Genomic DNA, 22,596 nt, shown 5'->3' with positions numbered 1-22,596 from the left:
GTCGGGGCGCGGTCGGTTCGAGCGGGACGCCGTAGTGCGGGTTCCGGCCTAAGCGGGACCGGCGAAACGGTTTGAAAACAGCATACTGCATGGCAAAGCAGCAGGCGGTTCAGGTGGGCAGGGATTGAACGAGGGACAGCGTGGACGGAATGGCGGGAAGCGATCCCGGCTTGCGGGTTTCCTGCAAGGCGTCGTCCCCAGGCGTTTTTCTATCTATCTCGCAGCGCTGCTGTTGATTGCCATCGTCCCCTCCTTCATTTTCTCGATCGTGATCCTGAAGCGCAGCGCCGATGCGCAGGAACAGGTGGTCGCTTCACTTCTGCGCGCCTCCACAGGATCGGTGACCCGGATCGTCGAGCGCGAGATTGAGGGGATGCTGACGACGCTCCGCGTGCTGTCGATGACCGAGCAGAGCGATATCGAAAATCTACAGACCTTGTATCAGCGGGCCGCCGCAGCACTGAGGGTATGGATTCAAACCTGCTGGTGATTGATCGTTCCCATAACCAGCTGTTCAACACCCGCGTTCCCTTCGGCACGACATTGAGAAAATCCGCTGACCCCCAATCTGTCGATGCTGCCTTTTTGAGCGGCAAGCCACTGATTTCTGATGTCTTCTTTGGAAATACAGCACAGAAATGGGTTTACAACGTCTATCTGCCGGTCAAGACCCCAGCGGGCAATACGGACTACCTGCTGACCCTGACGCAGGATGCTGAAAGCATGGCAAAAGCGGTCAATCGGGAGACGTTGACGCCGGGATGGGAAGCGGCGCTGATCGACCGCGCCGGAAACGTTATCGTGTCTTCAGCCGCTGGAGTTCCGGTGGGCAAACCCTTCTTCATGGAAATCGTTCCGGCCCTGCAGGTCGGCGTCGGCGAAGCATCCCATGATGGTACCGCCTACCGAACCGTCACCGAATTCTCGCTTGTCACGGGTTGGCGGATCGTCGCCTGGGCCAAAGCGTCGGAGGTCGATGGGCCTGCGCTCCGCTCCTACCTCTGGCTGTCGCTCGGCGGCGTAATCTTCGCGGGCCTTGCACTTGCCGGCTCCGCCGCCATTGCCCGCATTCTCTCCAGGGGCGTCAAGCAACTGGCCCGTGACGCGCATCTGCTTGGCATCGGTCGGCCGGTTCCGGCGCGCCGTCACATGATTTCCGAACTGGAGGTCGTTTCGACGGCACTCTCACAGGCGGCACAGTCGCGGACAAAAGCGGATAGCGAAATCCGCTTTCTGATGCGCGAGGTTGCGCACCGCTCGAAGAACCAGCTTACCGTCATCCAGTCGATGCTCAACCAGTCGCTGAACACGGCCGAAAACCCGGCGGACTTTGCCGATGCCTTCCGCAAGCGGATCACCGGGCTTGCCCGCTCCACCGACCTGATGATCGCCAATGCGGCACAGGGTGTGGACCTGCGCGAACTGGCGCAAAACCAGCTCCAGCCGTTCATTCCGAACGACCCCGCCCGCGTCCGCTTGTACGGTCCGGCCGTGCGGCTCGACACGCAGGTTTCGCAGACGCTCGGCATGGCGCTGCATGAGCTTGCAACCAACGCGACCAAATACGGCGCTCTGGCCAACAGCAAGGGCGTGGTCGCGCTCGACTGGTCGCTGACATCGACGCATCTTCGGATCGTCTGGCGGGAAAGCGGCGCCGACATCGACCTGGAAAAATGTCCGCTGCCCGCAAGGGCTTCGAACCATGGTATTGGAGCGTATGCTCGGCATGGCGCTCGATGCGAAGCTGGAGCGGACCATGAACAGGGATGGTATCGAATGGCACGTCACGATCCCACGCGACCGGCTCTACGCCCATCTTACCGATAATGAGAAATGATACCGAGGATCAAGGAGAGGGACGGCATGCGGAAAGCACTGTACCGGGTAGGGCTCGTCCTTTTGGCGGCGCTGTGTCCGAACTTTGCTCAGGCAGCTTGCTCGGTTGCTGATCCGACCGGCACGCCCCTGAATGTTCGCGATGCGCCGAATGGTGCGATCATTGGCACCCTGCCGAACGGCTTCCTCGTGGACCCCTTGGAGGAGCGTCGCCTCGGCGCAAAGAAATGGATCCGCGTGGCCGTTGACGGCGCGCCCCGCGGCTGGGTGTTCGGCGCCTATGTAATCTGCGAGAGCGATGGCGGTGACAGCATGAAATCTGCGCCGATGCACCCGCGTGCAGCCCCGAACTAGGCCGTCTCCGCTCGGCAGGCCGGAGCACAGGCCGCCCCCTTTCTTTTTGGTCAGGGATGGTTTATAGGCAGCGCCAGCAAAAGACCGACGTCGAAGACCAAGGCATTCTGCTTTCACGGCCGCAGCTGGACGACATCCCGGCTGCTGGCGACCCGAAATCCTAAAAATCGAAAGGATGACACGATGTCGATTACTGCAGAGCGCAAGGCTGCGCTTATCAAGGAATATGCAACGGTCGAAGGCGATACCGGTTCTCCGGAAGTCCAGGTTGCAATCCTCACAGAGCGGATCAACAACCTGACCGAACACTTCAAGGGCCACAAGAAGGACAACCACTCCCGTCGTGGCCTTCTCGCAATGGTTTCGAGCCGCCGTTCGCTTCTTGACTATGTCAAGGGCAAGGACGAGGCCCGTTACACCAAGCTGATTGGTGCCCTCGGCATCCGCCGCTAAGCCTCAAGGCCGGCGGGCGATCCTCCTGACGGAGGGCGCCCGTCGGTCGTCTTTTCACGGAACGAAACGTTCCGTCACTGCCGCCCTCCTGCACGCCACCGGCGTTAGCAACGGGCGGATTGTCTAGCAGGCCGGATGGGCCGGTCCTGCGGAAACAACCGATGACCTGTCATGGGGCAGGATTGCAGGATGCTTCGGCGCTTGCTCGTTTTTCAAGCCCGGAAAGCATCGGCTTTCAAGGGCGGAATGACCCGCCAGCCACAATGGAAGCCTCCCGCTGTCTTGCCCGTGATGCGTCATATTCGCGGAATACTTGAAGCCGCCCGCGCCACATGATGGCAGCGGCGCGGATTTGAAGAACCGCACACGAAGGACAAAACATGTTCGATACCCACACGGTCGAAATCGAATGGGCAGGCCGCCCGCTCAAGCTCGAAACCGGCAAGATTGCCCGTCAGGCTGATGGCGCCGTTCTCGCGACCTACGGCGAAACAATCGTTCTCGCCACCGTCGTCTCGGCCAAGTCGCCGAAGCCGGGCCAGGATTTCTTCCCGCTCACCGTCAATTACCAGGAAAAGACCTACGCTGCCGGCAAGATCCCGGGCGGCTATTTCAAGCGCGAAGGCCGTCCGTCGGAAAAGGAAACGCTGGTTTCCCGCTTGATCGACCGTCCAATCCGTCCGCTGTTTCCTGATGGCTACAAGAACGACACCCAGGTTGTCGTCACCGTCGTCCAGCACGACCTTGAAAACGATCCGGACGTTTTGTCGATGGTTGCAGCTTCCGCTGCACTGACGATCTCCGGCATCCCGTTCATGGGCCCGGTCGGCGGCGCGCGCGTTGGCTACATCAACGGCGAATACGTTCTCAACCCGCACCTCGACGAGATGCAGGAATCGGTTCTCGATCTGGTCGTCGCCGGCACGCAGGACGCCGTCCTGATGGTTGAATCGGAAGCCAAGGAACTGAACGAAGAGATCATGCTTGGCGCCGTCATGTTCGGCCACAAGGGTTTCCAGCCGGTCATCGACGCGATCATCAAGCTCGCGGAAGTGGCTGCCAAGGAACCGCGTGATTTCACCGCGGAAGATCATTCCGAACTCGAAGCCGAAATGCTTTCGATTGCCGAAGCCGAACTGCGCGTTGCCTACAAGAACACCCAGAAGGCCGAGCGCTACGCTGCGGTCGACGCCGTCAAGGCCAAGGTCAAGGCACACTTCTTTCCTGAGGGTGCTGAGCCGAAGTACACGAACGAAGTCATCGGTGCCGTCTTCAAGCACCTGCAGGCCAAGATCGTTCGCTGGAACATCCTCGACACCAAGAGCCGCATCGACGGCCGCGATCTCGACACGGTCCGCAAGATCGTTTCCGAAGTCGGCATCCTGCCGCGTACCCATGGTTCGGCGCTGTTTACCCGCGGTGAAACGCAGGCGATCGTCGTTGCCACGCTCGGTACCGGCGAAGACGAGCAGTACGTCGACAGCCTGACCGGCATGTACAAGGAAAAGTTCCTTCTGCACTACAACTTCCCGCCCTATTCGGTCGGCGAAACCGGTCGCATGGGCTCCCGGGCCGTCGCGAAATCGGCCACGGCAAGCTCGCATGGCGCGCTATCCGTCCGATGCTGCCGGCTGCGGACCAGTTCCCCTACACGCTGCGCGTCGTCTCCGAGATCACCGAATCCAACGGTTCGTCCTCGATGGCCACCGTCTGCGGCACCTCGCTTGCCCTGATGGATGCCGGCGTTCCCTTGGCAAAGCCGGTTGCTGGTATCGCCATGGGCCTGATCCTCGAAGGTGAGCGTTTCGCCGTTCTCTCCGACATCCTTGGCGACGAAGACCACCTCGGCGACATGGACTTCAAGGTTGCCGGTACCACGGATGGTATCACCTCGCTGCAGATGGACATCAAGATCGCCGGTATCACCGAAGAGATCATGAAGGTTGCACTTGGCCAGGCGCAGGCCGGCCGCAAGCACATCCTCGGTGAAATGGCCAATGCCATTACCGAAGGCCGCTCGCAGCTCGGCGAATTCGCACCGCGCATCGAAGTGATGCAGATCCCGGTCGACAAGATCCGGGAAGTCATCGGCACTGGCGGTAAGGTCATCCGCGAAATCGTCGAAAAGACCGGCGCCAAGATCAACATCGAAGACGACGGCACGATCAAGATCGCATCCTCGTCCGGCAAGGAGATCGAAGCGGCTCGCAAGTGGATCCACTCGATCGTTGCGGAACCGGAAGTCGGCCAGATTTACGAAGGCACCGTTGTGAAGACCGCCGATTTCGGCGCCTTCGTCAACTTCTTCGGCCCGCGCGATGGCCTCGTGCATATCTCGCAACTGGCCTCCGACCGCGTTGCCAAGACCTCCGACGTCGTCAAGGAAGGCGACAAGGTCTGGGTCAAGCTGATGGGCTTCGACGAGCGCGGCAAGGTTCGCCTCTCGATGAAGGTCGTCGATCAGGCCACCGGCAAGGAAGTTGCCAAGGGCGAAGGCGAAGCTGCTGAATAAGCACTGCGCTTGAGACATGACTATCGGGCGCGGAGCATCGTTCCGCGCCTTTTCTTATTTACCCCACCTAGGACCACGCCCATGAGCCGCGACGCGCTGAAAACCCTCTTCTACCCCTTTGACAATGGTGTGCTGCCAGCTCCGCAGGAAGGCGAGCGCGTGCTGTTTCTGGGGGCGAGGCAGGCTACAGGCTGCCTGAAGGCTTCGGCGCGTCGATTGTCGCCGTACAGGCGCTGCGCCCGCTCTATCGCGGTCTGGAGGCTGCCAAGGCCGATGTGTCTCCGGTTGTCGAAGGTGAAGACTATGACGCAGCCTTGGTCCTCCTGTGCAAGCACAAGGGCGAGAACGAGGATCGGGTCGCCGAAGCGCTGAAGCGCACCAAGCTCGGTGGCCTCATTGTCGTTGCCGGCTCCAAGGAAGATGGCGTGCAGTCGCTGCGCAAGCGCGTCGGTCAACTCGGCTGGGGTGGCGATAGCCTGCCGAAATATCACGGCGTCGCCTTCTGGTTCGGCCGGCCGGAAGACCCGCAAGACGTGATCGCGAAATTCTCAAAGAAGCCCGTGCGCGTCGAAGGCCGGTTCGATACGGCGCCTGGCATGTTCTCGCATGACCGGATCGACGACGGTTCGGAACTGCTGGCCTCCCGCCTTCCCGACGACTTCAAGGGCCACGCCGCCGATTTCGGCGCGGGCTGGGGCTATCTCTCCGTCATGCTCGCCGCACGCGCGCCGAACCTCAAGGGCATCGACCTGTTCGAGGCCGACCATCATTCGTTGGAGGCCGCAAAGGTCAATCTCAAGGCCAATGCCCCGAAAGTCCTGGCGCGCTTCTTCTGGCACGACCTGATCGGTGAGGATACGCGCGACAAATACGACCTGATCGTCATGAACCCGCCGTTCCATGAAGGCCATGCTGCTGAACCTTCGCTGGGCGTTGGGATGATCAAGGCGGCTGCCAAGGCGCTGAAGATCGGCGGCAAGGTAATGCTCGTTGCCAACAGGGGCATGCCCTATGAAGCAGTCATGGGCGAGACCTTCAAGGAATGGGGCGAGACCTGCCGCAATGCCCGATTCAAGGTGCTGTGGGGCAAGCGCTGATCGCGTATCTTCAATGAGCTTTCACGTTGGCCTCAGGAAGAATTCGCGTTCAGATCGATTCCACACAGGAAGCATGCAGTAGTGATTGCGCTGCGGCCGAATTAGGTCCACCATTTTGCCATCGCGCTGATGCGCGCCCTTCGGGCGCGCGGCATTCGATGGAGCACAGCCATGGGATTTGGACCAGCCCGCCCGCCTGTCACGGAAGACATTGCGGGTGTCATCGTCAAGGATATCAAGAGTGGTGAAGGGAAAGGGGCGACCTCGGAGGTCCCCCTGGCATTTCAGACAGGCGCGCGCGCGCCGCTCGACCCTGTCGCCCTCAAGACCACGCGCACCAAGCTGATCATGTTCGCCGGCATTATCGTCGCCGTCCTGATCGCACTCTGGCTGTCGGTCTGAAAATAATGGCCGGCCGCCGGCCGGCCGGTATTATTCCGAATCTGCCCTGTTGAGCGTTTCCAGCACCGGCATCGACGTAATGTTGTAGCCGGAATCGACATAGTGGATTTCGCCCGTCACGCCGCTGGAGAGCGGTGAGAGCAGGTAAAGGGCGGAGTTGCCCACGTCTTCGATCGTCACCGTGCGGCGCAGCGGTGAATTTTTCTGCTGCCAGGAGAGCATCGCACGGGCATCCGAGATGCCGGCACCTGCGAGTGTACGGATCGGGCCGGCGGAGATTGCGTTGACGCGGATGCCGCGCTGTCCGTAATCGGAGGCGAGGTAGCGCACGGAAGCCTCAAGGGCTGCCTTGGCGACGCCCATGACATTGTAGTTCGGCATGACGCGCACGGAGCCGCCATAGGTCAGCGTCAGCATGGTGCCGCCATCCGTCATCAGCTCTGCGGCACGCTTTGCAATCTCCGTGAAGGAGAAGCAGGAGATGAGCATGGTGCGGCTGAAGTTTTCGCGTGATGTGTCGGCGTAGAGACCCTTCAGCTCGTTCTTGTCGGAAAAGCCGATGGCATGCACGATGAAGTCAAGCTTGCCCCATTTTTCCTTCAACGCCGCGATGACGCTGTCTACGGACGCAATGTCCTCGACGTCGCAGGGCAAAAGGATATCCGAGTTCACTTCCGCCGCCAGCGGCTTCACGCGCTTGCCAAGCGCCTCGCCCTGATAGGTAAAGGCAAGCTCGGCACCCTGGGCCGACAGCGCCTGCGCAATGCCCCAGGCGATCGAGTGGCTGTTGGCGACGCCCATGATGAGCCCGCGTTTTCCGTTCATGATGCCGTTCATGGATTTATCCGTTGTAGCGCTGGAAAACGAGCGTTGCGTTGGTGCCGCCGAAGCCGAAGGAGTTCGAAAGAGCGGTGTTGATCGTGACGTCGTCGATCCGCTTGCGCACGATCGGCACGCCGTCGAATTCCGGGTCGAGTTCGGTGATATGCGCGCTTTCGCCAATGAAACCGGCCTGCATCATCAGGAGCGAATAGATCGATTCCTGCACGCCGGCCGCACCCAGCGAATGGCCGGTCAGCGACTTGGTCGACTGGATGTGCGGGATCTTGTTGCCGAAGACTTCGCGGATCGCGCCGATTTCCTTGCTGTCACCCACCGGCGTCGAGGTGCCGTGCGTGTTAACGTAATCGACCTCGCCCTTCACGGTAGCAAGTGCCTGGCGCATGCAGCGCACGGCGCCTTCACCAGACGGCGCGACCATGTCGTAGCCATCGGAGGTTGCACCATAGCCGGTGATTTCGGCATAGATCTTGGCGCCGCGGGCCTTGGCGTGTTCCAGCTCTTCCAGAACCAGCACGCCGGCACCGCCGGCGATGACGAAGCCGTCACGTGAGACGTCATAGGCGCGCGAGGCGGTCGAGGCGGTGTCGTTGTACTTGGAGGACATGGCGCCCATGGCGTCGAACAGGTTCGACATGGTCCAGTCGAGGTCCTCGTGGCCACCGGCGAACATGACGTCCTGCTTGCCCCACTGGATCATCTCCATGGCATTGCCGATGCAATGCGCCGAGGTCGAGCAGGCCGACGAGATCGAATAGTTGACGCCGTGGATCTTGAACCAGGTGGCAAGCGTTGCCGAAGCCGTGGACGACATCGCCTTCGGCACGGCAAACGGGCCGATGCGCTTGGGCGAATTGTTCTTGATGGTGATTTCGGCCGCTTCGATCAGCGTGCGTGTGGAGGGGCCGCCGGACCCCATGATGATGCCGGTGCGCTCATTGCCGCCGACATCGCTGTCTTCGAGGCCGGAATCGGCGATCGCCTGCTTCATCGCGACATGGTTCCACATGCCGCCCTGCGACAGGAAACGCGCTGCACGGCGATCGACAAGCTCGGTCACGTCGATGTTGGGCGCGCCCCAGACCTGGCAGCGGAAGCCGTGCTCGGCGAAATCGTTTGAAAACGAGATGCCCGACTTTGCTTCACGCAGCGAGGCGGTGACTTGTTCAGCATCGTTTCCGATGGAGGAAACGATCCCTAGACCCGTGACAACAACCCGTCTCATGTCGATGACCTTCTCTTTAATATCTCTGAGCGCGGAGGTTAGGCCGCTTTTTCCTTGGACAGGCCGACGCGCAGGTCGCTGGCCTGATAGATAACCTCGCCGTCGGCCTTCAGCCAGCCGTCGGCCGTGCCTAGGACCAGACGTCCGCGCATGACGCGCTTGAAGTCGATGCCGTATTCCAGAAGCTTCGTCGTCGGACGAACCATTCCCTTGAACTTCACCTCGCCCGTGGAGAGCGCCATGCCGCGTCCGGGCTCGCCGAGCCATCCCAGGAAGAAGCCCGTCAACTGCCACATGCCGTCGAGACCGAGGCAACCGGGCATGATCGGATTGCCAGCGAAGTGGCATGGGAAATACCAGTCATCGGGACGCACGTCGTATTCGGCCCTTATATAGCCTTTGTCGAAGGCGCCGCCGGTTTCGGAAATGTCGGTAATGCGGTGAACCATCAGCATTGGCGGCAGCGGCAGTTGCGCATTGCCCGGGCCGAACAATTCACCACGACCGCATGTCAGGATTTCTTCATAGTTGAAGCTGGATTGTCTGGTCGTCATGAACTGTCGTTTCCCCACTAGACAAGAATTTTTCGTTGCCTTGCTTTAGAGCAAGTTCGGACTGAAATGAAGCGCAGCCAAGTGCACCTCATCCCGATTTGCCGCATTTCCCGGTTAAAGGATAAGGCTAATTTCCGCCGTCGCATACATGATGAAGCTCTCAACAGCCAGAGATAATTGGGTTTGCCCCCAGATTCGGCCCGTTTTCTGGCCGTACGGCGCTCCGGTTCGGCTGTGCACTATTGAAAGCATTCGCAGCAAAAGTTATATCGGCACTGGAAAAGCATTTCGCAATAGCCTGACGATCAGGGATCTGCCGCATGGCGACTGCCGTTGAAACATGTTCGGAAGAAAGACTGCGCCGCTCGGGCCTGCGGCCGACGCGCCAGCGCATGGCGCTTGCCGACCTGATCTTTGCCAAGGGCGACCGACACCTGACCGTGGAAGAACTGCATGAGGAAGCGGTCACCGCCGGTGTGCCGGTATCTTTGGCAACCGTCTACAACACGCTGCACCAGTTCACCGAAGCCGGCATGATCCGCGTTCTCGCTGTCGAAAGCGCAAGAACTTACTTCGACACCAATGTGTCCGACCATCACCACTTTTTCGTTGAAGGTCATAACGAGGTGCTCGATATCCCGGTAAACAACATCTCAATCGGCAATCTTCCCGAGCCGCCCGAAGGCATGGAAATCGCCCATGTGGACGTCGTGATCCGCCTGCGTCCGAAGCGCGGCTGAGCTTAGAGTTCGCAAAAAGCCCGATTACATCACATCGTCAGGATGCCTGCCCGGCCCAGCCTTGCCGGTCGGCAGCGTCCACCCATATCTGAGCGCGCCGCCGCGAACCAGGAAGGCTGACGTGACGCCGAGCGCCGATGCGACGATCAGCGGCGCACCCAATGCCGTTGCGCCCGTAAACGCACCGGCGCCAACCAGAGCTGCGGTCACATAAATTTCCGGGCGCAGCAGGACAGAGGGCTCGCCAGCCAGAAGATCGCGCAGAATGCCGCCGAAGGTGGCCGTCAGCATGCCGGTAACGATGGCGACCGTCGGTGATCCCGTTGCCGCAAGTCCCTTTGCGGCGCCCATGACGCAATAGGCCGAAAGCCCGATCGCATCGAGCCAGACCAGCAGCCGGTAGCGCGATTCCACCATGTGTGCAGAGAAAACACGGCGAGGCCGACTGCGGTGCATACCAGAAGATAGACCGGGTTCGTCACCCAGAAGACCGGCGTGGCACCGAGGATGACATCGCGCAGCGTGCCGCCACCAATGCCCGTCATGGACGCGAGGAAGACATAACCGATGATGTCGAGCTGCTTGCGGGACGCCGAGAGCGCACCGGTGGCCGCGAAGACGGCGACGCCAGCATAATCGAGAATTTCCAGTGTAGGCATCGCTTCGCCCCCTCACGGCCAGCAGGACCATATGACAGCGGCGGCGTCAACGCTCCACGACCGTCAAGTTCATGCCGCTATTGCGGGAAGACCTGATGCGTCCGCCCGCTGACGTAGTAGGCGAGAAGACCGGTCCATTCGCGCATTGCCGTCGTCGTCAGCTGCGCATTGAGCGACGGTTGGCTGAAATCCGGCCAGAGAGTCAGGCGGCCGCTGGTCCTGTAATCGACAGGCCATGGGATGACGGGAATACCAAGCTTGCGGAACAGGCCGACGGAGCGCGGCATGTGAAAGGCCGATGTCACAAGCAGGCAATTGCCAAGGCCGCTCTTCTCGAGCAGGTCTTTGGTATTCGCCGCATTTTCGAAGGTCGTGCGCGACGTCTCGTCCCGCATCAGACGTTCCGCAGCAATTCCAAAACTCGTGAAGAAGGCCGTGGAGGCTTCCGCATCGCCCGCATAGGCGCCGCTGAACGAGCCGTCGCCGCCGGAAACGAGGATGCGCGCATCCGGATACTGCCGGGCCAGGCGCAAGCCTTCGATGAAGCGGTCCGCCGACTGGTTGAATTCCGTGCCGCCGCGCGCCGCCATGACTTCATTTTCAAAAGCACCACCGAGGATGATGATGCAGGCTACATCGACAGGCGGGTTCGCCGGGCGGGCAAACCGGTTTTCGAGCGTCTGCAGCAGATAGCCGCCGGTGCTGGTGAAAAGCGTCAGGAAGAGCACCGTAACGGCGAGCGCTGAAAAAAGCCACGGGTCTTCTCCCATCCGGCTGCATCCAGCAGGATTGCGAAAATGAGGCAAACAAACACCAGCGAGAGCGGCTGGGCGAGCAACCAGAAGAGTTTTGACGCGAGAAACATGAGGCCTGGAGCTTCCGGGTTTGAGAATGCGTCTGACAGCGCGCAGCTTTGCCTGGGAACAAACCACAATGTTCTCACGCTTGGCTGTCAAGCGTGAGAACAAGCAGAGGCGCAGACGCGGTTCAGGCGGTCCGTGCGGAGGCGGGTGCCGCGGCTGCCCGGTTGCGGCGCAGATAGATGGTGGCCGCGGCAAGAAGTCCGCCGACGGCGATGATGGCGATGGCCAGAAGCGGTCGATAGGCGATCCAGGCAATCGCGATCACAAGCGGCCCAATCAGCAGTGTCAGGATTGCAGCAATCGCCGATGTGCCGAAACTGACGATCGAACCGACGAAGGGAATGACATCGGCAATGATGCCAAGGATCGACAGCATCATCGCAAAGCCGATGAACATACCGATGAGGCCGCCGATACGAATAAGCCAGGTGATCAGGGTATTTTCGCTCTGCGCGGTTTCGAACATTTCGGACGAGGATGCGTTGCCAGCAGCGCTGAGAAACAGCGTACGCCCGTTCGAAGATGTGTACTCGCCAAGAGTCGTTGCCTTCTGAGCGCCGACGAAGCTCGCCTGCGCAACGTCCTGACGGGTAAAGCTGATGCGCAGATCGCCAACGGCCGGGCTTTGGCGATTTTGTGAGATGTAGATCGTGGTGCCATCGGCATTGACGGGCTTGTCTGTCCCGAGCGCAGAGCGAACCCGCTCCAGCACATCAGGGGTAGGCTTCACGGCGCTGTCCTCGCCAAGGTTTGCAACAGCCTCGCCATCCAGGGTAAAGGCGCCGATCGTTGCACTCGCCACAGTGAAACGATCGCCTTCAAAGGGCATTTGGGGGTTCTGATGGCCATCCGGATTCCGGAAGTCGGAGGAATCGACCTGGCTGGAGCGCCATGCCTTCCTGTAGGTGTAGGTGGTCACGGTCTCTTCTCCGCCCCCAGCTTTGTCTCCGTCTTGCTTTCGCTCTGCTGCTCCCACTGGAACATCTCGACCGTCCGCTTGATGCCGGCCGCCCCTCCGCGGTTACGCCGAACATCGGGTCCTCCGGTGTGTCATCGGGTTTGACCGGGCCGGAGATATGGATGAGCTTGCCCTCATTGGCCGGATCAACGGCCGCATTGTCGACCGAGACGACGATGCCGGCACCTTCGACGAGCGCCCGGTATGTCTGTACCGATCGGCCTTCGTTCCAGGAGAGCAACCAGATCATGCCGATGACGAGCAGAGGGCCGATCACGAGGCCGGCAAGGCCGTTTTTCAATCGCGAAAACCACGACGTTCTCGTTGTTTCGGTGAAGCTCATGCTGTTTGTCCCCCAATGGTCTCAGTCCGCAGAACGGGCGAAGCGGCCCGCTTATTCAGATTGTGAAGTGCTATCAGAAAATCAGTAAAATGAAATATACCGCCCACTCCAAGAATTGAAAACAATTGGGGTAATCGCCGTTATTCCTTCAGTTGCCCCTCGCGCGTCATACTGCCTGAATGATTCCAAACAGCGAGCGGAACAAGTATTCTGTTGTGACCTTGAAAATAGTGCCCCAAAAACGTGCATTCTATTCAAATCTCATGGTTTGATTCACGTGATGTCAATGCTCATGTCCTAATTTTAGGGTGTCCACAGTGTAGAATACGAGGTTGGCATGATGCCGATCGAGGAGAAGCGTGACGAGGGTTGTCCTTGGCCGCGTAACCGATGGGACGCTGGCCGATAGGCATCCCCTTGTTTCGACAGCGAAGGCGCTGTTTGCGCGTCGCTTCACGCTATGGAGTTTTCAGTGAATATTCGCACCCTTACGGCAGGCGTCGCGCTTGTCGCCGTTCTGCTGCCCTTTCGCGCCGTAGCGCTGGACGCACCCAAGGGGGACGTTGTCCTGACGATTACCGCCGTCGCCCTCGACCATCCGAACATCGATGGTACCGCCCAGTTTGACATGGCTATGCTGGAAGCACTGGCCGGTCGCACCGGAGAGATGGAGACGCCCTGGACTGAGGGCAAGGTCAAGTTCTCCGGGCCTTTCCTGCGAGCGATTCTGGAGGCAGCAGGTGCCCATGGCACCAAACTCAAGGTCGTCGCGCTCAACGACTATGCCGCAGAACTTCCGATCGAAGATGTGACCACCATTGACACCATTCTCGCCACGCGCATGGACGGTGAGCTCATGTCAGTTCGTGACAAGGGGCCGCTCTTTCTCATCTATCCGTTCGACAAGGATTCCGACCTTTTCAACGAGAAGTATTTCTCCCGTTCGGTCTGGCAGATCAAGAGCATCGAGGTCAGCAAGTGACTGTTTCGGCCCGGCACAGCGGTGACATCATACGCAAGGCCAGCAAGGCGACAGTCGTGCTGCAGGCTTTTGCGGTCCTGCTGTTGCTGGGCCTCATTTTCCTGTTCACCGACATTTCCCGCAAATACTCCGCCCTGCAGGACGGCATCCGCGAAAATGCGCTCTGGTCTGTCTATCAGCTCGATCGGGAGGCGCGGCGTCTCCATGAGACGCTGCACATCATGCTTGTTGAGGACGACCTGTCGCCCGACCGCGTCAAGACGCTCGGCATGCGCTACGACATTCTGTATTCCCGCATGAACATCCTCGAGAAGACAACTTTTGAGAGGAAGTTCAAACTCGACGACACGATAGCCGGCCAGATCGCCGATATTAGGCTGAAAGTTTTCGGCCGGGTTTCCACATTCGACAAGCTTGCGGCGGGTGGCAACATCGATCGCTCCGAATTTGAAACCACCGACCGGGACTTCGAGCAACTGGTGGTGAACACTGAGAAGCTTCTCATCTACACCAACAACACGGTCAGCATTGAGCGCGCCGAAGCCAGGGATGCTGTTCTTTCGCTTCAGGTGAAGTCGGCTTATCTCGTCGCCCTTTTGGTCTGCTGCGTTGTCTTTCTGATCCTGACGCTTCGACGCCAGCTCAAATCCGTTCGTCTGGCCGGTCTCAGCCTAGAGGCGATTTCCAACAAGTTGAACGAAGCCTATCTCGGTGCCGAGGCAGGAAATCGCGCCAAGTCCCAGTTCATGGCGACCATGGGTCATGAAATCCGTACGCCGCTGAACGCTATTCTAGGAACTGCCGAACTCCTGGAACTGTCGTCCTTGCCGCCATCGGTTGCGCCAGGCGTGCAGACCATTCGACGCTCGGGGCAGGCGCTCCTCGAGATCATCAACGAAATCCTGGATTTCGCCAAGATCGAACACGGCAAGCTGGATGTTGAGACAAGAACCGTGGACGTGCGAGCAGTCGTGAACACCACGGTGGAGATCTTGCGCGACAGGGCCACCGAACACGGCAACCGTATGGCGCTGGATATGCCGGCAATCTTTTCCGCGCCGGTGATCTCCTCTGATCCGACGCGTCTCAGGCAGGTCCTGCTCAACCTGCTCAGCAACGCAATCAAGTTCACGAAAGAGGGGACCGTAACGCTGCGGATACGCGAAATCGGCGGCGGTGATAGTGCGGGGCTGAGGTTTGAGATTGTCGATACGGGTATTGGCATCGACGATGACGGTCTGTGCAAGCTGTTCCGCCCGTTCTCGCAGGTTGATGCATCCATCAGCCGGAAATACGGCGGAACCGGACTGGGACTGACCATTTCCAAACAAATCGTCGAAGCCCTTGACGGGACGATCGGTGTCGAAAGCCGCAAGGGAGAGGGCAGCACTTTCTGGTTCGAAATTCCGGCGAAGCCAGCTGAAAATGTTCTCGTAAAGGCTCTGGACACCAACACCGCTTCGACCCCGCCTCTTCCGTCCATGAATATTCTTCTCGTCGAGGACAATCTGGTCAATCAGCAAGTTGCTGCCGGTTTCCTCGGTCATCTCGGTCAGAGGGTTACAATCGCGAACGACGGGCTCGAAGCGGTGGAAATGGCGGAGACGGGCAGCTTCGACCTCGTTCTCATGGATATGCAGATGCCAAGGCTGGATGGCATAGAGGCGACAAAACGCATCCGCGCATCCAGCAGCGCCTGCCGGACCGTTCCAATCATCGCGATGACCGCGAACGCTTCGGACGACGATCGACGCCTGTGCGGCGAAGCCGGGATGACAGGTTTCCAATCAAAGCCCGTCACAATGCAGCAGTTGCAGGGGATAATTCGCTCTCTCAAGACAGACGAACCCCCTTCGGAAAAATCCGGTTGCGGACCGATAGAGGTCAGCAATTCGTTCGAGGCCCGTCGCGCCGAGATCGTCGAGGCTCTCGGGGAAGATACCTTCGATGAACTGCTGTCCAGTTTCTTTGACGACGCGGCCAATCTTCTTAGGGACCTCCACTCGGCTCTGGCAGTCAACGATTACCGAAACACCGACAGTCTGCTGCACACCTTGAAAGGCGCAGCCAGCAGCATCGGATTTGAGGACGTGGCGGATCGTTCACAGAAGCTGCGCCACGCATCGATAACTGAAACCGCCCTCGCGGAACTTCAGGATACAGTTACGCACCACAGACAGCGGCTCGTCGCATAAGGAAAGATCACATGCGCATTCTACTGGTCGACGACAACAAGACAAATCTTTCATTCCTGACGAAGCTTGTCGAAAAACTCCCGGGCTGCACGGCCGTTCCGTTCCTGCAGCCCGAGGATGTGCTGGCGGCAGCGCCACAGCTTGACTACGATATTGCGATCATCGACTTCCAGATGCCTGTGTACAGCGGCATCGAGCTCCTCACGGAACTGGTCCGGTTCGATAGGTACCGGGAAAAGCCCGTTGTGTTTGTGACCGCCGACACCGATACCGCAACACGCATGGCGGCATTGAATGCAGGGGCAATCGACTTCCTGACGAAGCCTGTCAATCCGCTGGAATTCCAGGCGCGCATCAAGAACCTCGTCGCGCTCGTCGATGCGCGCAACAAGCTTGCCGACAAGGCCGAGTGGCTGCGTGTCGAGGTAGAAAAGGCGGTTGTCGAATTGCGCGCCCGTGAAGAGGAAATCATTGATCGTTTGTCGATTGCGGCAAGCTACAAGGATCTTGAGACGGCACGCCATACCCGGCGCGTTGGCCTCTACTCGGAGGCAATCGCTCGGGCCTATGGAATGGAGGAACGCCTCTGCTCCGATATCCGGCTGGCATCGCCGATGCATGACATCGGCAAGGTCGCCATACCGGATGCAGTCCTCCTGAAGAATGGCAAGCTGACCGAGCAGGAATTTGCCGCCATGCAAAGGCACACCGTCGTTGGCTGCGATATCCTGCGGGAATCGAAATCAAGCCTGCTCCAACTCGCCGCGGAAATCGCGGGCAGTCATCATGAGCGCTGGGACGGACAAGGATACCCATTCCGTCTTGTCGGCGAAGCGATCCCGGTGTCAGGCCGCATCGTTGCCATCGCCGACAATTTCGACGCATTGACGACGGCCAGACCCTACAAGGAAGCTTGGACCGTCGATCGCGCGGTCGGATACATCGCCGACAAGGCAGGCACGCAATTCGACCCGGGATGTGTCGCCGCGTTCCAGAAGGCGCTCCCATCTATCCTTCAGATCATGGAAACGGACCGTAGGGAAAGCCAATCGGCGATGCCCGATAGCTGGATTTCGGCTCCTGCCGAATGCCCGCAGTCCGTCGAAGCCCAGGCAGACTACGGACGCGCAAGCAGCGGTGCCTCCGCTGGTCAGAGGCTTGCTGTGGCGTGACGAGAGGGTTGAAACCGCCTCGTAAATCGGGAAACTCTCCTCCACAGCCATTCACCATCGATCACCCGATTGCCCAGGCCGTTGCCGAATAGGCGCCGTAGAGCAGGCCGGTGGTCAAGGTGAGCGCCAGCACGGAAAGGACGAGACCGATTGTTGCGGCCAGCCCGTCCGCTTCCAGCAGCGCAGCGGCAATCACGACCAGCGCGATGACCGGCATAAAATTGCCCAGTGGAATCGGCAAGGCAATGGCGATGGCGAGCAGAAAGATCGGGACGCCGAGCAGCCGTTGGGCCGCTGGTCCCGCAAGTGCCGACAGACGTCCGGGCCGCAGCAGTCTTTCGATCCGGGTAATGGCGGGTGCGGTGTGGCGCACCACGAGGAAATGGTTGCGGCCGACATGCGGCGCCGACCGACGAAGCAGGGCAAAGTCAGGTGCTCTGCGCCGCCGATAATCTGAAGCGAGACGATCGCGAGACACGTGCCGAACACCATGCCAAACGGCCCGGGGATCGGGGTGAGGGCAGGCAGCGCAAGGATCAGGACTGTAAAGGCGATGCTCGCCTTGCCCATTGTGGAAATCATCTCGGCAATGGAAAGGCTGCCCCTGAGGGCAGCCTCCTCATTCAGTTTTCGAAGATGGGCGGATGTGGCGCCGGCCTGATCGGCCGTCTCTGACCGTCGATCATCGTCATCCTTTTCCAGCGGCGTGGTCGGGTCCTGTGTCATGCTTCCACCTTGTCGTCGCGGGTCTTGATCAGGCTCCAGACGACACCGCTTCCGATGATGGCAAAGGTGATGCCAAGCGAGAGGGCGGCCGGGAACTTCTCGAGACCCAGAAGATCAGCCACGAAGATCTTCGAGCCGATGAAAATCAGCACAATCGCCAGCGCCGGCTTGAGATAGCGGAAGCGATGGATCATCGCGGCAAGGGCAAAATAGAGCGCACGCAGGCCGAGAATTGCGAAGATATTGGAGGTATAGACCAGGAAGGGGTCCGTGGTGATGGCGAAAATGGCCGGGACCGAATCGACGGCGAAGATCACGTCGGCAACCTCGATCAGGACGAGTGCCATGAACAGCGGCGTGATGAACCAGGTGAGCTTGCCGGTCTTTGGATGGGCCTGCTTGACGAAGAAGTGCTCGCCGTGATGCCCCTCCGTGACATTGAACCGGCGGCGCATGAAGCGCACCAGTGCATTGTTGGAAATGTCGGGCTCAGCCTCCTTCATGAACAGCATTTTCAAGCCCGTGCCGACGAGGAAGGCGGCAAAGACATAGAGAAGCCAGGAAAATTCGGCGACCAGCGTCGCGCCGACGCCGATCATGATGGCGCGTAGCACAATCACGCCGAGGATACCCCAGAACAGCACGCGGTGCTGGTAAAGCCGCGGGACGGCGAAGAAGGAAAAGATCAGCGCGATGACGAAGACATTGTCGAGGGCGAGCGTCTTTTCGACGACGAAGCCGGTCATGTAGGCAAGGCCGGCATCGGCACCGAGATACCACCAGACCCAGCCGCCGAAGGCGAGGCCGAGCGAGATGTAGAGCGCGGAGAGCTTGATGCTCTCCCCAACCTCGATCTCCTTGTTTTCCTTGTGCAGGATGCCAAGGTCGAAGGACAGGATGGCAATGACGAGAGCCAGGAAGCTCAGCCACATCCAGACGGGCTTGCTCAGCCATTCAATAAAAAGGAAGCTTGTCTCCAAGACGGTTTACTCCACCGGCGTGCGTTGTCGGAAACGGTCCGACATCGCAAGCGCGCCGGGGTGCCTGCCAGAGGGGCCCGGACCAGCGGGTTGCCGAAGATTTGGGCGCAGGCAGTCCGCTCTTCAAGTCCGGGGAGAAGATTTTTGCTGTTCTGGTTGGGCAGGGTTTTCGTCAAATTCCACGATATCGACTGCGGATCATTTTCGACCCGCGCGCTGTCCGGGGTGCAATCGACCGGCAAAGGTCGCTTACGCCTCAGGGTACAGAACAAAAATCAATCGCTTGAAAAAGGTTTGGTGGAGCTAAGCGGGATCGAACCGCTGACCTCTTGCATGCCATGCAAGCGCTCTCCCAGCTGAGCTATAGCCCCATAACGGGTCCGGCAAGGCCGGTTTCCGGGAAGTCCGCTGAGGTGTTCGCCTCGGCGGGTGGCGGCTTAATACTTCCGCTTCCGGAAGATGGCAAGCCTTAAAGCGGGAAGGATGACGATTTTATTTCGATGCTTTGGATGCAGCTTCCGCGATGCGCTCAAATCCGTACGCGGAAGCCATTATCATGATTTTCGAAGCGTTTAAACCTCGTCGTCGTCGTCCGACACGCCGATCAGGTCGCTGAGTTCGTCGTCGTCATCGTCTTCGTCGGCTTCGAGGAAGGTATCGTCGTCATCGGCATCGATCTCGACATCGTCGTCGCCGAGATCCGGAATGTCATCGCCGGCGGCATCGCCGTCTGCTTCTTCCAGGGAGACGAGCTCGACTTCGGTGTTCTCGGTATCGACTTCTGCGACTTCCTCTTCCTCGGCCTTTTCAAGAACCTTGGCGACCGATGTCTCTTCGAAATAGGACAACGGATAGGATTTTCCGGTATAGGGGAAACGATCGGGTCCTTGTTCAGGTCGTAGAATTTACGGCCTGTCTCCGGGTCGATGCGCTTTGTTCCAAGTTGCGGTTTTGCCACGCTTCAAAGCCTCTTGAATGGCCGGCGGAACCGGCATTTGCCGGAAATCCGACGGTTGAAGGGTAAATGAATTAGCCGGTCCCCATAATCGTCTTGGCCTCGTCTGTCAAAGCATAACTTGCGGGATAGGCTGCGATGCCTTGGTTTGCCCGGCAGGATGGCCGATATGCCACCTTCATGGCTTGCCGCGCAAATGGAATGCACGGAAACTTGCGCTTGAACTTGAGGGCAGGGGCTGGTTTAGAAGTCAAACCCAGATATCGGAGTTTCCATGACATTCATCATCGCCATCGACGGCCCGGCGGCAGCCGGCAAGGGGACGCTGTCGCGGAGGATCGCGGAGGCGTACGGCTTCCATCATCTCGATACGGGCCTCACCTACCGCGCAACAGCCAAGGCGCTCATCGATTCAGGCCTGCCGCTCGATGATGAGCTGGTGGCCGAAGGTGCCGCGCGGGATATCGAACTGGCCGGGCTCGATCGTTCGGTGCTGTCGCAGCATTCGATCGGCGAGGCGGCCTCGAAGATTGCGGTGATGCCCGCGGTGCGCCGCGCGCTGGTCGAGGCGCAGCGGGCGTTTTCGGTGCGCGCACCCGGCACGGTGCTTGATGGTCGCGATATCGGCACCGTCGTCTGCCCGGATGCCCCGGTGAAGCTTTATGTCACCGCATCGGCGGAAGTCCGCGCCCGGCGCCGCTTCGACGAGATCGTCGGCAACGGGGTTCCGGCGGATTACCTCGAGATTCTCGCCGATATCGTCAAGCGTGACGAGCGCGACATGGGCCGCGCCGACAGTCCTTTGCGTCCGGCCTTAGATGCGCACTTGCTAGATACCTCCGAAATGAGTATAGAGGCGGCGTTCCAGGCGGCCCGCAGGATTATCGAGGCTGCCCGAAGCAAATAAGCATTCGCATGTTCCGTCCCCGCGCCGGCTTGGCTCCTCCTTAAACGAGAGAGCGGATGGACCATCGGATTTGATCAACACCAGCCACCGGCGCCTGTGCCCCTTGCGGCACGCCCAGGAGTTTTAATGTCTCAAGCAAACCCTACCCGCGATGATTTCGCAGCCCTGCTGCAGGAATCCTTTGCAACCCACGATCTCGCCGAAGGCTACGTTACCAAGGGTATCGTTACGGCGATCGAAAAGGATGTCGCGATCGTTGACGTCGGCCTCAAGGTCGAAGGCCGCATCGCGCTGAAGGAATTCGGCGCAAAGGCCAAGGACGGCACGCTGAAGGTCGGCGATGAAGTCGAAGTCTATGTCGAGCGCATCGAAAATGCGATGGGCGAAGCTGTTCTGTCGCGCGAGAAGGCTCGCCGCGAAGAGAGCTGGGTCCGTCTCGAAGTTAAGTTCGAAGCCGGCGAACGCGTCGAAGGCGTTATCTTCAACCAGGTCAAGGGCGGCTTCACGGTCGATCTCGACGGTGCTGTTGCCTTCCTTCCGCGCTCCCAGGTCGATATCCGCCCGATCCGCGACGTTACCCCGCTGATGCACAACCCGCAGCCCTTCGAAATCCTCAAGATGGACAAGCGTCGCGGCAACATCGTTGTATCGCGTCGTACGGTTCTTGAAGAATCGCGTGCTGAACAGCGTTCGGAAATCGTCCAGAACCTCGAAGAGGGTCAGGTTGTTGACGGCGTCGTCAAGAACATCACCGATTACGGTGCGTTCGTTGACCTCGGCGGCATCGACGGCCTGCTGCACGTTACCGACATGGCATGGCGCCGCGTCAACCATCCGTCGGAAATCCTGAACATCGGCCAGCAGGTCAAGGTTCAGATCATCCGCATCAACCAGGAAACCCACCGCATCTCGCTCGGCATGAAGCAGCTCGAGTCGGATCCGTGGGATGGCATTGGTGCCAAGTATCCGGATGGCAAGAAGATCTCCGGTACCGTCACCAACATCACCGACTACGGTGCATTCGTAGAGCTGGAGCCGGGCATCGAAGGCCTGATCCACATCTCCGAAATGTCCTGGACCAAGAAGAACGTACACCCCGGCAAGATCCTGTCCACGACGCAGGACGTTGACGTGGTCGTTCTCGAAGTCGATCCGACCAAGCGCCGCATCTCGCTCGGCCTCAAGCAGACGCTTGAGAACCCGTGGCAGGCCTTCGCGCACAGCCACCCGGCTGGCACGGAAGTTGAAGGCGAAGTCAAGAACAAGACCGAATTCGGCCTGTTCATTGGTCTCGACGGCGATGTCGACGGCATGGTTCACCTGTCGGATCTCGACTGGAACCGTCCGGGCGAACAGGTTATCGAAGAGTTCAACAAGGGCGACATGGTCAAGGCCGTCGTTCTGGATGTTGACGTCGACAAGGAGCGCATCTCGCTCGGCATCAAGCAGCTCGGCAAGGATTCGGTCGGCGACGCCGCTGCATCCGGCGACCTGCGCAAGAATGCTGTCGTCTCCTGCGAAGTCATCGCCGTCAATGACGGCGGTGTTGAAGTCAAGCTCGTCAACCACGAAGACATCGTTTCGTTCATCCGTCGCGCCGACCTGTCGCGTGACCGTGACGAGCAGCGTCCGGAGCGGTTCACCGTTGGCCAGATTGTTGATGCCCGCATCACCAATTTCTCCAAGAAGGACCGCAAGGTCATGCTTTCGATCAAGGCTCTGGAAATTGCCGAAGAGAAGGAAGCCGTCGCACAGTTCGGTTCGTCCGACTCGGGCGCTTCGCTCGGCGACATCCTGGGTGCGGCTCTGAAGAACCGCAACAACGATTGATCGTTGATCGACT

Annotated in this window: 17 protein-coding genes, 1 tRNA gene and 7 pseudogenes; 14 read left to right on the top strand and 11 right to left on the bottom strand. The window is 59.6% G+C overall.

Annotated elements, in window-relative coordinates; translation table 11 throughout:
* Positions 1-124 precede the first annotated feature (124 nt).
* The 8 genes and pseudogenes from P6U16_RS10725 to P6U16_RS10690 all read left to right on the top strand — a co-directional run bounded on the left by P6U16_RS10725 (position 125) and on the right by P6U16_RS10690 (position 6,654).
* Positions 125-490: a hypothetical protein gene (locus P6U16_RS10725; protein ID WP_277703711.1), complete on the top strand. Its 366-nt coding sequence runs from the start codon at positions 125-127 to the stop codon at positions 488-490.
* Positions 487-1,827: an HWE histidine kinase domain-containing protein gene (locus P6U16_RS10720; protein ID WP_277703710.1), complete on the top strand. Its 1,341-nt coding sequence runs from the start codon at positions 487-489 to the stop codon at positions 1,825-1,827. Before P6U16_RS10725 ends, P6U16_RS10720 begins: the two co-directional genes overlap by 4 nt.
* A 36-nt stretch (positions 1,828-1,863) precedes the next feature.
* Positions 1,864-2,190 carry an SH3 domain-containing protein gene (locus tag P6U16_RS10715; RefSeq protein WP_277703709.1) on the top strand — a complete coding sequence of 109 codons (327 nt, stop codon included), beginning with the start codon at positions 1,864-1,866 and terminating at the stop codon, positions 2,188-2,190.
* A 183-nt stretch (positions 2,191-2,373) separates the two neighbouring features.
* On the top strand, positions 2,374-2,643 hold the full coding sequence (gene rpsO / locus P6U16_RS10710; RefSeq protein ID WP_277703708.1) for a 30S ribosomal protein S15: 270 nt from the start codon (positions 2,374-2,376) through the stop codon (positions 2,641-2,643).
* Between the two features lie 380 nt (positions 2,644-3,023).
* A pseudogene (locus tag P6U16_RS10705) lies at positions 3,024-4,157 on the top strand (polyribonucleotide nucleotidyltransferase); the annotation flags it as partial.
* Positions 4,158-4,192: 35 nt separating this feature from the next.
* Positions 4,193-5,155, top strand: a pseudogene (locus tag P6U16_RS10700) (polyribonucleotide nucleotidyltransferase); the annotation flags it as partial.
* An 81-nt stretch (positions 5,156-5,236) separates the two neighbouring features.
* Positions 5,237-6,252, top strand: a pseudogene (locus P6U16_RS10695) (class I SAM-dependent methyltransferase).
* A 171-nt stretch (positions 6,253-6,423) separates the two neighbouring features.
* A complete protein-coding gene (locus P6U16_RS10690; RefSeq protein WP_277703707.1) occupies positions 6,424-6,654 on the top strand; it encodes a hypothetical protein in 231 nt (76 codons plus the stop codon).
* 30 nt (positions 6,655-6,684) lie between these two features.
* Here P6U16_RS10690 and fabI read toward each other — a convergent pair whose 3' ends face one another.
* The 3 genes from fabI to fabA are packed head-to-tail and all read right to left on the bottom strand — an operon-like array spanning position 6,685 to position 9,273.
* Positions 6,685-7,491 (bottom strand): enoyl-ACP reductase FabI, encoded by an 807-nt coding sequence (fabI, locus tag P6U16_RS10685; RefSeq protein WP_277703706.1) that lies wholly within the window; start codon positions 7,489-7,491, stop codon positions 6,685-6,687.
* A gap of 4 nt (positions 7,492-7,495) precedes the next feature.
* On the bottom strand, positions 7,496-8,719 hold the full coding sequence (fabB, locus tag P6U16_RS10680; RefSeq protein ID WP_277703705.1) for a beta-ketoacyl-ACP synthase I: 1,224 nt from the start codon (positions 8,717-8,719) through the stop codon (positions 7,496-7,498).
* A 38-nt stretch (positions 8,720-8,757) separates the two neighbouring features.
* Positions 8,758-9,273, bottom strand: a complete 516-nt coding sequence (fabA, locus tag P6U16_RS10675; RefSeq protein ID WP_277703704.1) for a 3-hydroxyacyl-[acyl-carrier-protein] dehydratase FabA — start codon at positions 9,271-9,273, stop codon at positions 8,758-8,760.
* 320 nt (positions 9,274-9,593) lie between these two features.
* Here fabA and irrA point away from each other — a divergent pair, with 320 nt between their 5' ends.
* The gene (gene irrA, locus P6U16_RS10670) at positions 9,594-10,013 is read left to right on the top strand and encodes an iron response transcriptional regulator IrrA (protein WP_277703703.1); all 420 of its coding nucleotides are present in this window, start codon (positions 9,594-9,596) and stop codon (positions 10,011-10,013) included.
* Between the two features lie 24 nt (positions 10,014-10,037).
* On the opposite strand, the pseudogene P6U16_RS10665 reads toward irrA, so the two are convergent.
* The 4 genes and pseudogenes from P6U16_RS10665 to P6U16_RS10650 form a co-directional block, all read right to left on the bottom strand.
* A pseudogene (locus P6U16_RS10665) lies at positions 10,038-10,672 on the bottom strand (trimeric intracellular cation channel family protein).
* Positions 10,673-10,749: 77 nt separating this feature from the next.
* Positions 10,750-11,537, bottom strand: a pseudogene (locus P6U16_RS10660) (YdcF family protein).
* 122 nt (positions 11,538-11,659) lie between these two features.
* Entirely contained in the window at positions 11,660-12,454 is a 795-nt protein-coding gene (locus tag P6U16_RS10655) for a TMEM43 family protein (RefSeq protein ID WP_277703702.1), read from the bottom strand.
* The gene (locus P6U16_RS10650; RefSeq protein WP_277703701.1) at positions 12,354-12,836 is read right to left on the bottom strand and encodes a hypothetical protein; all 483 of its coding nucleotides are present in this window, start codon (positions 12,834-12,836) and stop codon (positions 12,354-12,356) included. The genes P6U16_RS10655 and P6U16_RS10650 overlap by 101 nt, the downstream gene beginning before the upstream one ends.
* 472 nt (positions 12,837-13,308) lie before the next feature.
* Between P6U16_RS10650 and P6U16_RS10645 the strand changes: the two genes are divergently transcribed.
* From P6U16_RS10645 to P6U16_RS10635, 3 genes are read left to right on the top strand one after another with little or no spacing between them, the layout of a single operon-like run.
* Positions 13,309-13,818: a molybdopterin-dependent oxidoreductase gene (locus P6U16_RS10645; protein ID WP_277703700.1), complete on the top strand. Its 510-nt coding sequence runs from the start codon at positions 13,309-13,311 to the stop codon at positions 13,816-13,818.
* Positions 13,815-16,013, top strand: coding sequence for an ATP-binding protein (locus P6U16_RS10640; RefSeq protein WP_277703699.1), 2,199 nt, complete (start codon positions 13,815-13,817; stop codon positions 16,011-16,013). Before P6U16_RS10645 ends, P6U16_RS10640 begins: the two co-directional genes overlap by 4 nt.
* A gap of 11 nt (positions 16,014-16,024) precedes the next feature.
* The gene (locus P6U16_RS10635) at positions 16,025-17,185 is read left to right on the top strand and encodes an HD domain-containing phosphohydrolase (protein WP_277703698.1); all 1,161 of its coding nucleotides are present in this window, start codon (positions 16,025-16,027) and stop codon (positions 17,183-17,185) included.
* A 61-nt stretch (positions 17,186-17,246) separates the two neighbouring features.
* Here P6U16_RS10635 and P6U16_RS10630 read toward each other — a convergent pair.
* The 4 genes and pseudogenes from P6U16_RS10630 to P6U16_RS10615 form a co-directional block, all read right to left on the bottom strand.
* Positions 17,247-17,911: pseudogene (locus P6U16_RS10630) on the bottom strand (exopolysaccharide biosynthesis protein).
* Positions 17,908-18,891: a TerC family protein gene (locus tag P6U16_RS10625; protein ID WP_277703697.1), complete on the bottom strand. Its 984-nt coding sequence runs from the start codon at positions 18,889-18,891 to the stop codon at positions 17,908-17,910. Before P6U16_RS10625 ends, P6U16_RS10630 begins: the two are co-directional and overlap by 4 nt.
* Before the next feature lie 295 nt (positions 18,892-19,186).
* A tRNA-Ala gene (locus tag P6U16_RS10620) sits at positions 19,187-19,262 on the bottom strand.
* 201 nt (positions 19,263-19,463) lie between these two features.
* A pseudogene (locus P6U16_RS10615) lies at positions 19,464-19,849 on the bottom strand (TIGR02300 family protein).
* Between the two features lie 271 nt (positions 19,850-20,120).
* Here P6U16_RS10615 and cmk point away from each other — a divergent pair.
* Positions 20,121-20,753: a (d)CMP kinase gene (cmk, locus tag P6U16_RS10610; RefSeq protein WP_277703696.1), complete on the top strand. Its 633-nt coding sequence runs from the start codon at positions 20,121-20,123 to the stop codon at positions 20,751-20,753.
* 126 nt (positions 20,754-20,879) lie between these two features.
* A complete protein-coding gene (rpsA, locus tag P6U16_RS10605; protein ID WP_277703695.1) occupies positions 20,880-22,583 on the top strand; it encodes a 30S ribosomal protein S1 in 1,704 nt (567 codons plus the stop codon).
* Positions 22,584-22,596 lie beyond the last annotated feature (13 nt).

It is taken from the genome of Rhizobium sp. 32-5/1 (genome assembly GCF_029537235.1).
Taxonomy (GTDB): domain Bacteria; phylum Pseudomonadota; class Alphaproteobacteria; order Rhizobiales; family Rhizobiaceae; genus Pararhizobium.
Note: the sequence above shows the minus strand (reverse complement) of the source record. Positions and strands in the feature narration are given on the sequence as shown.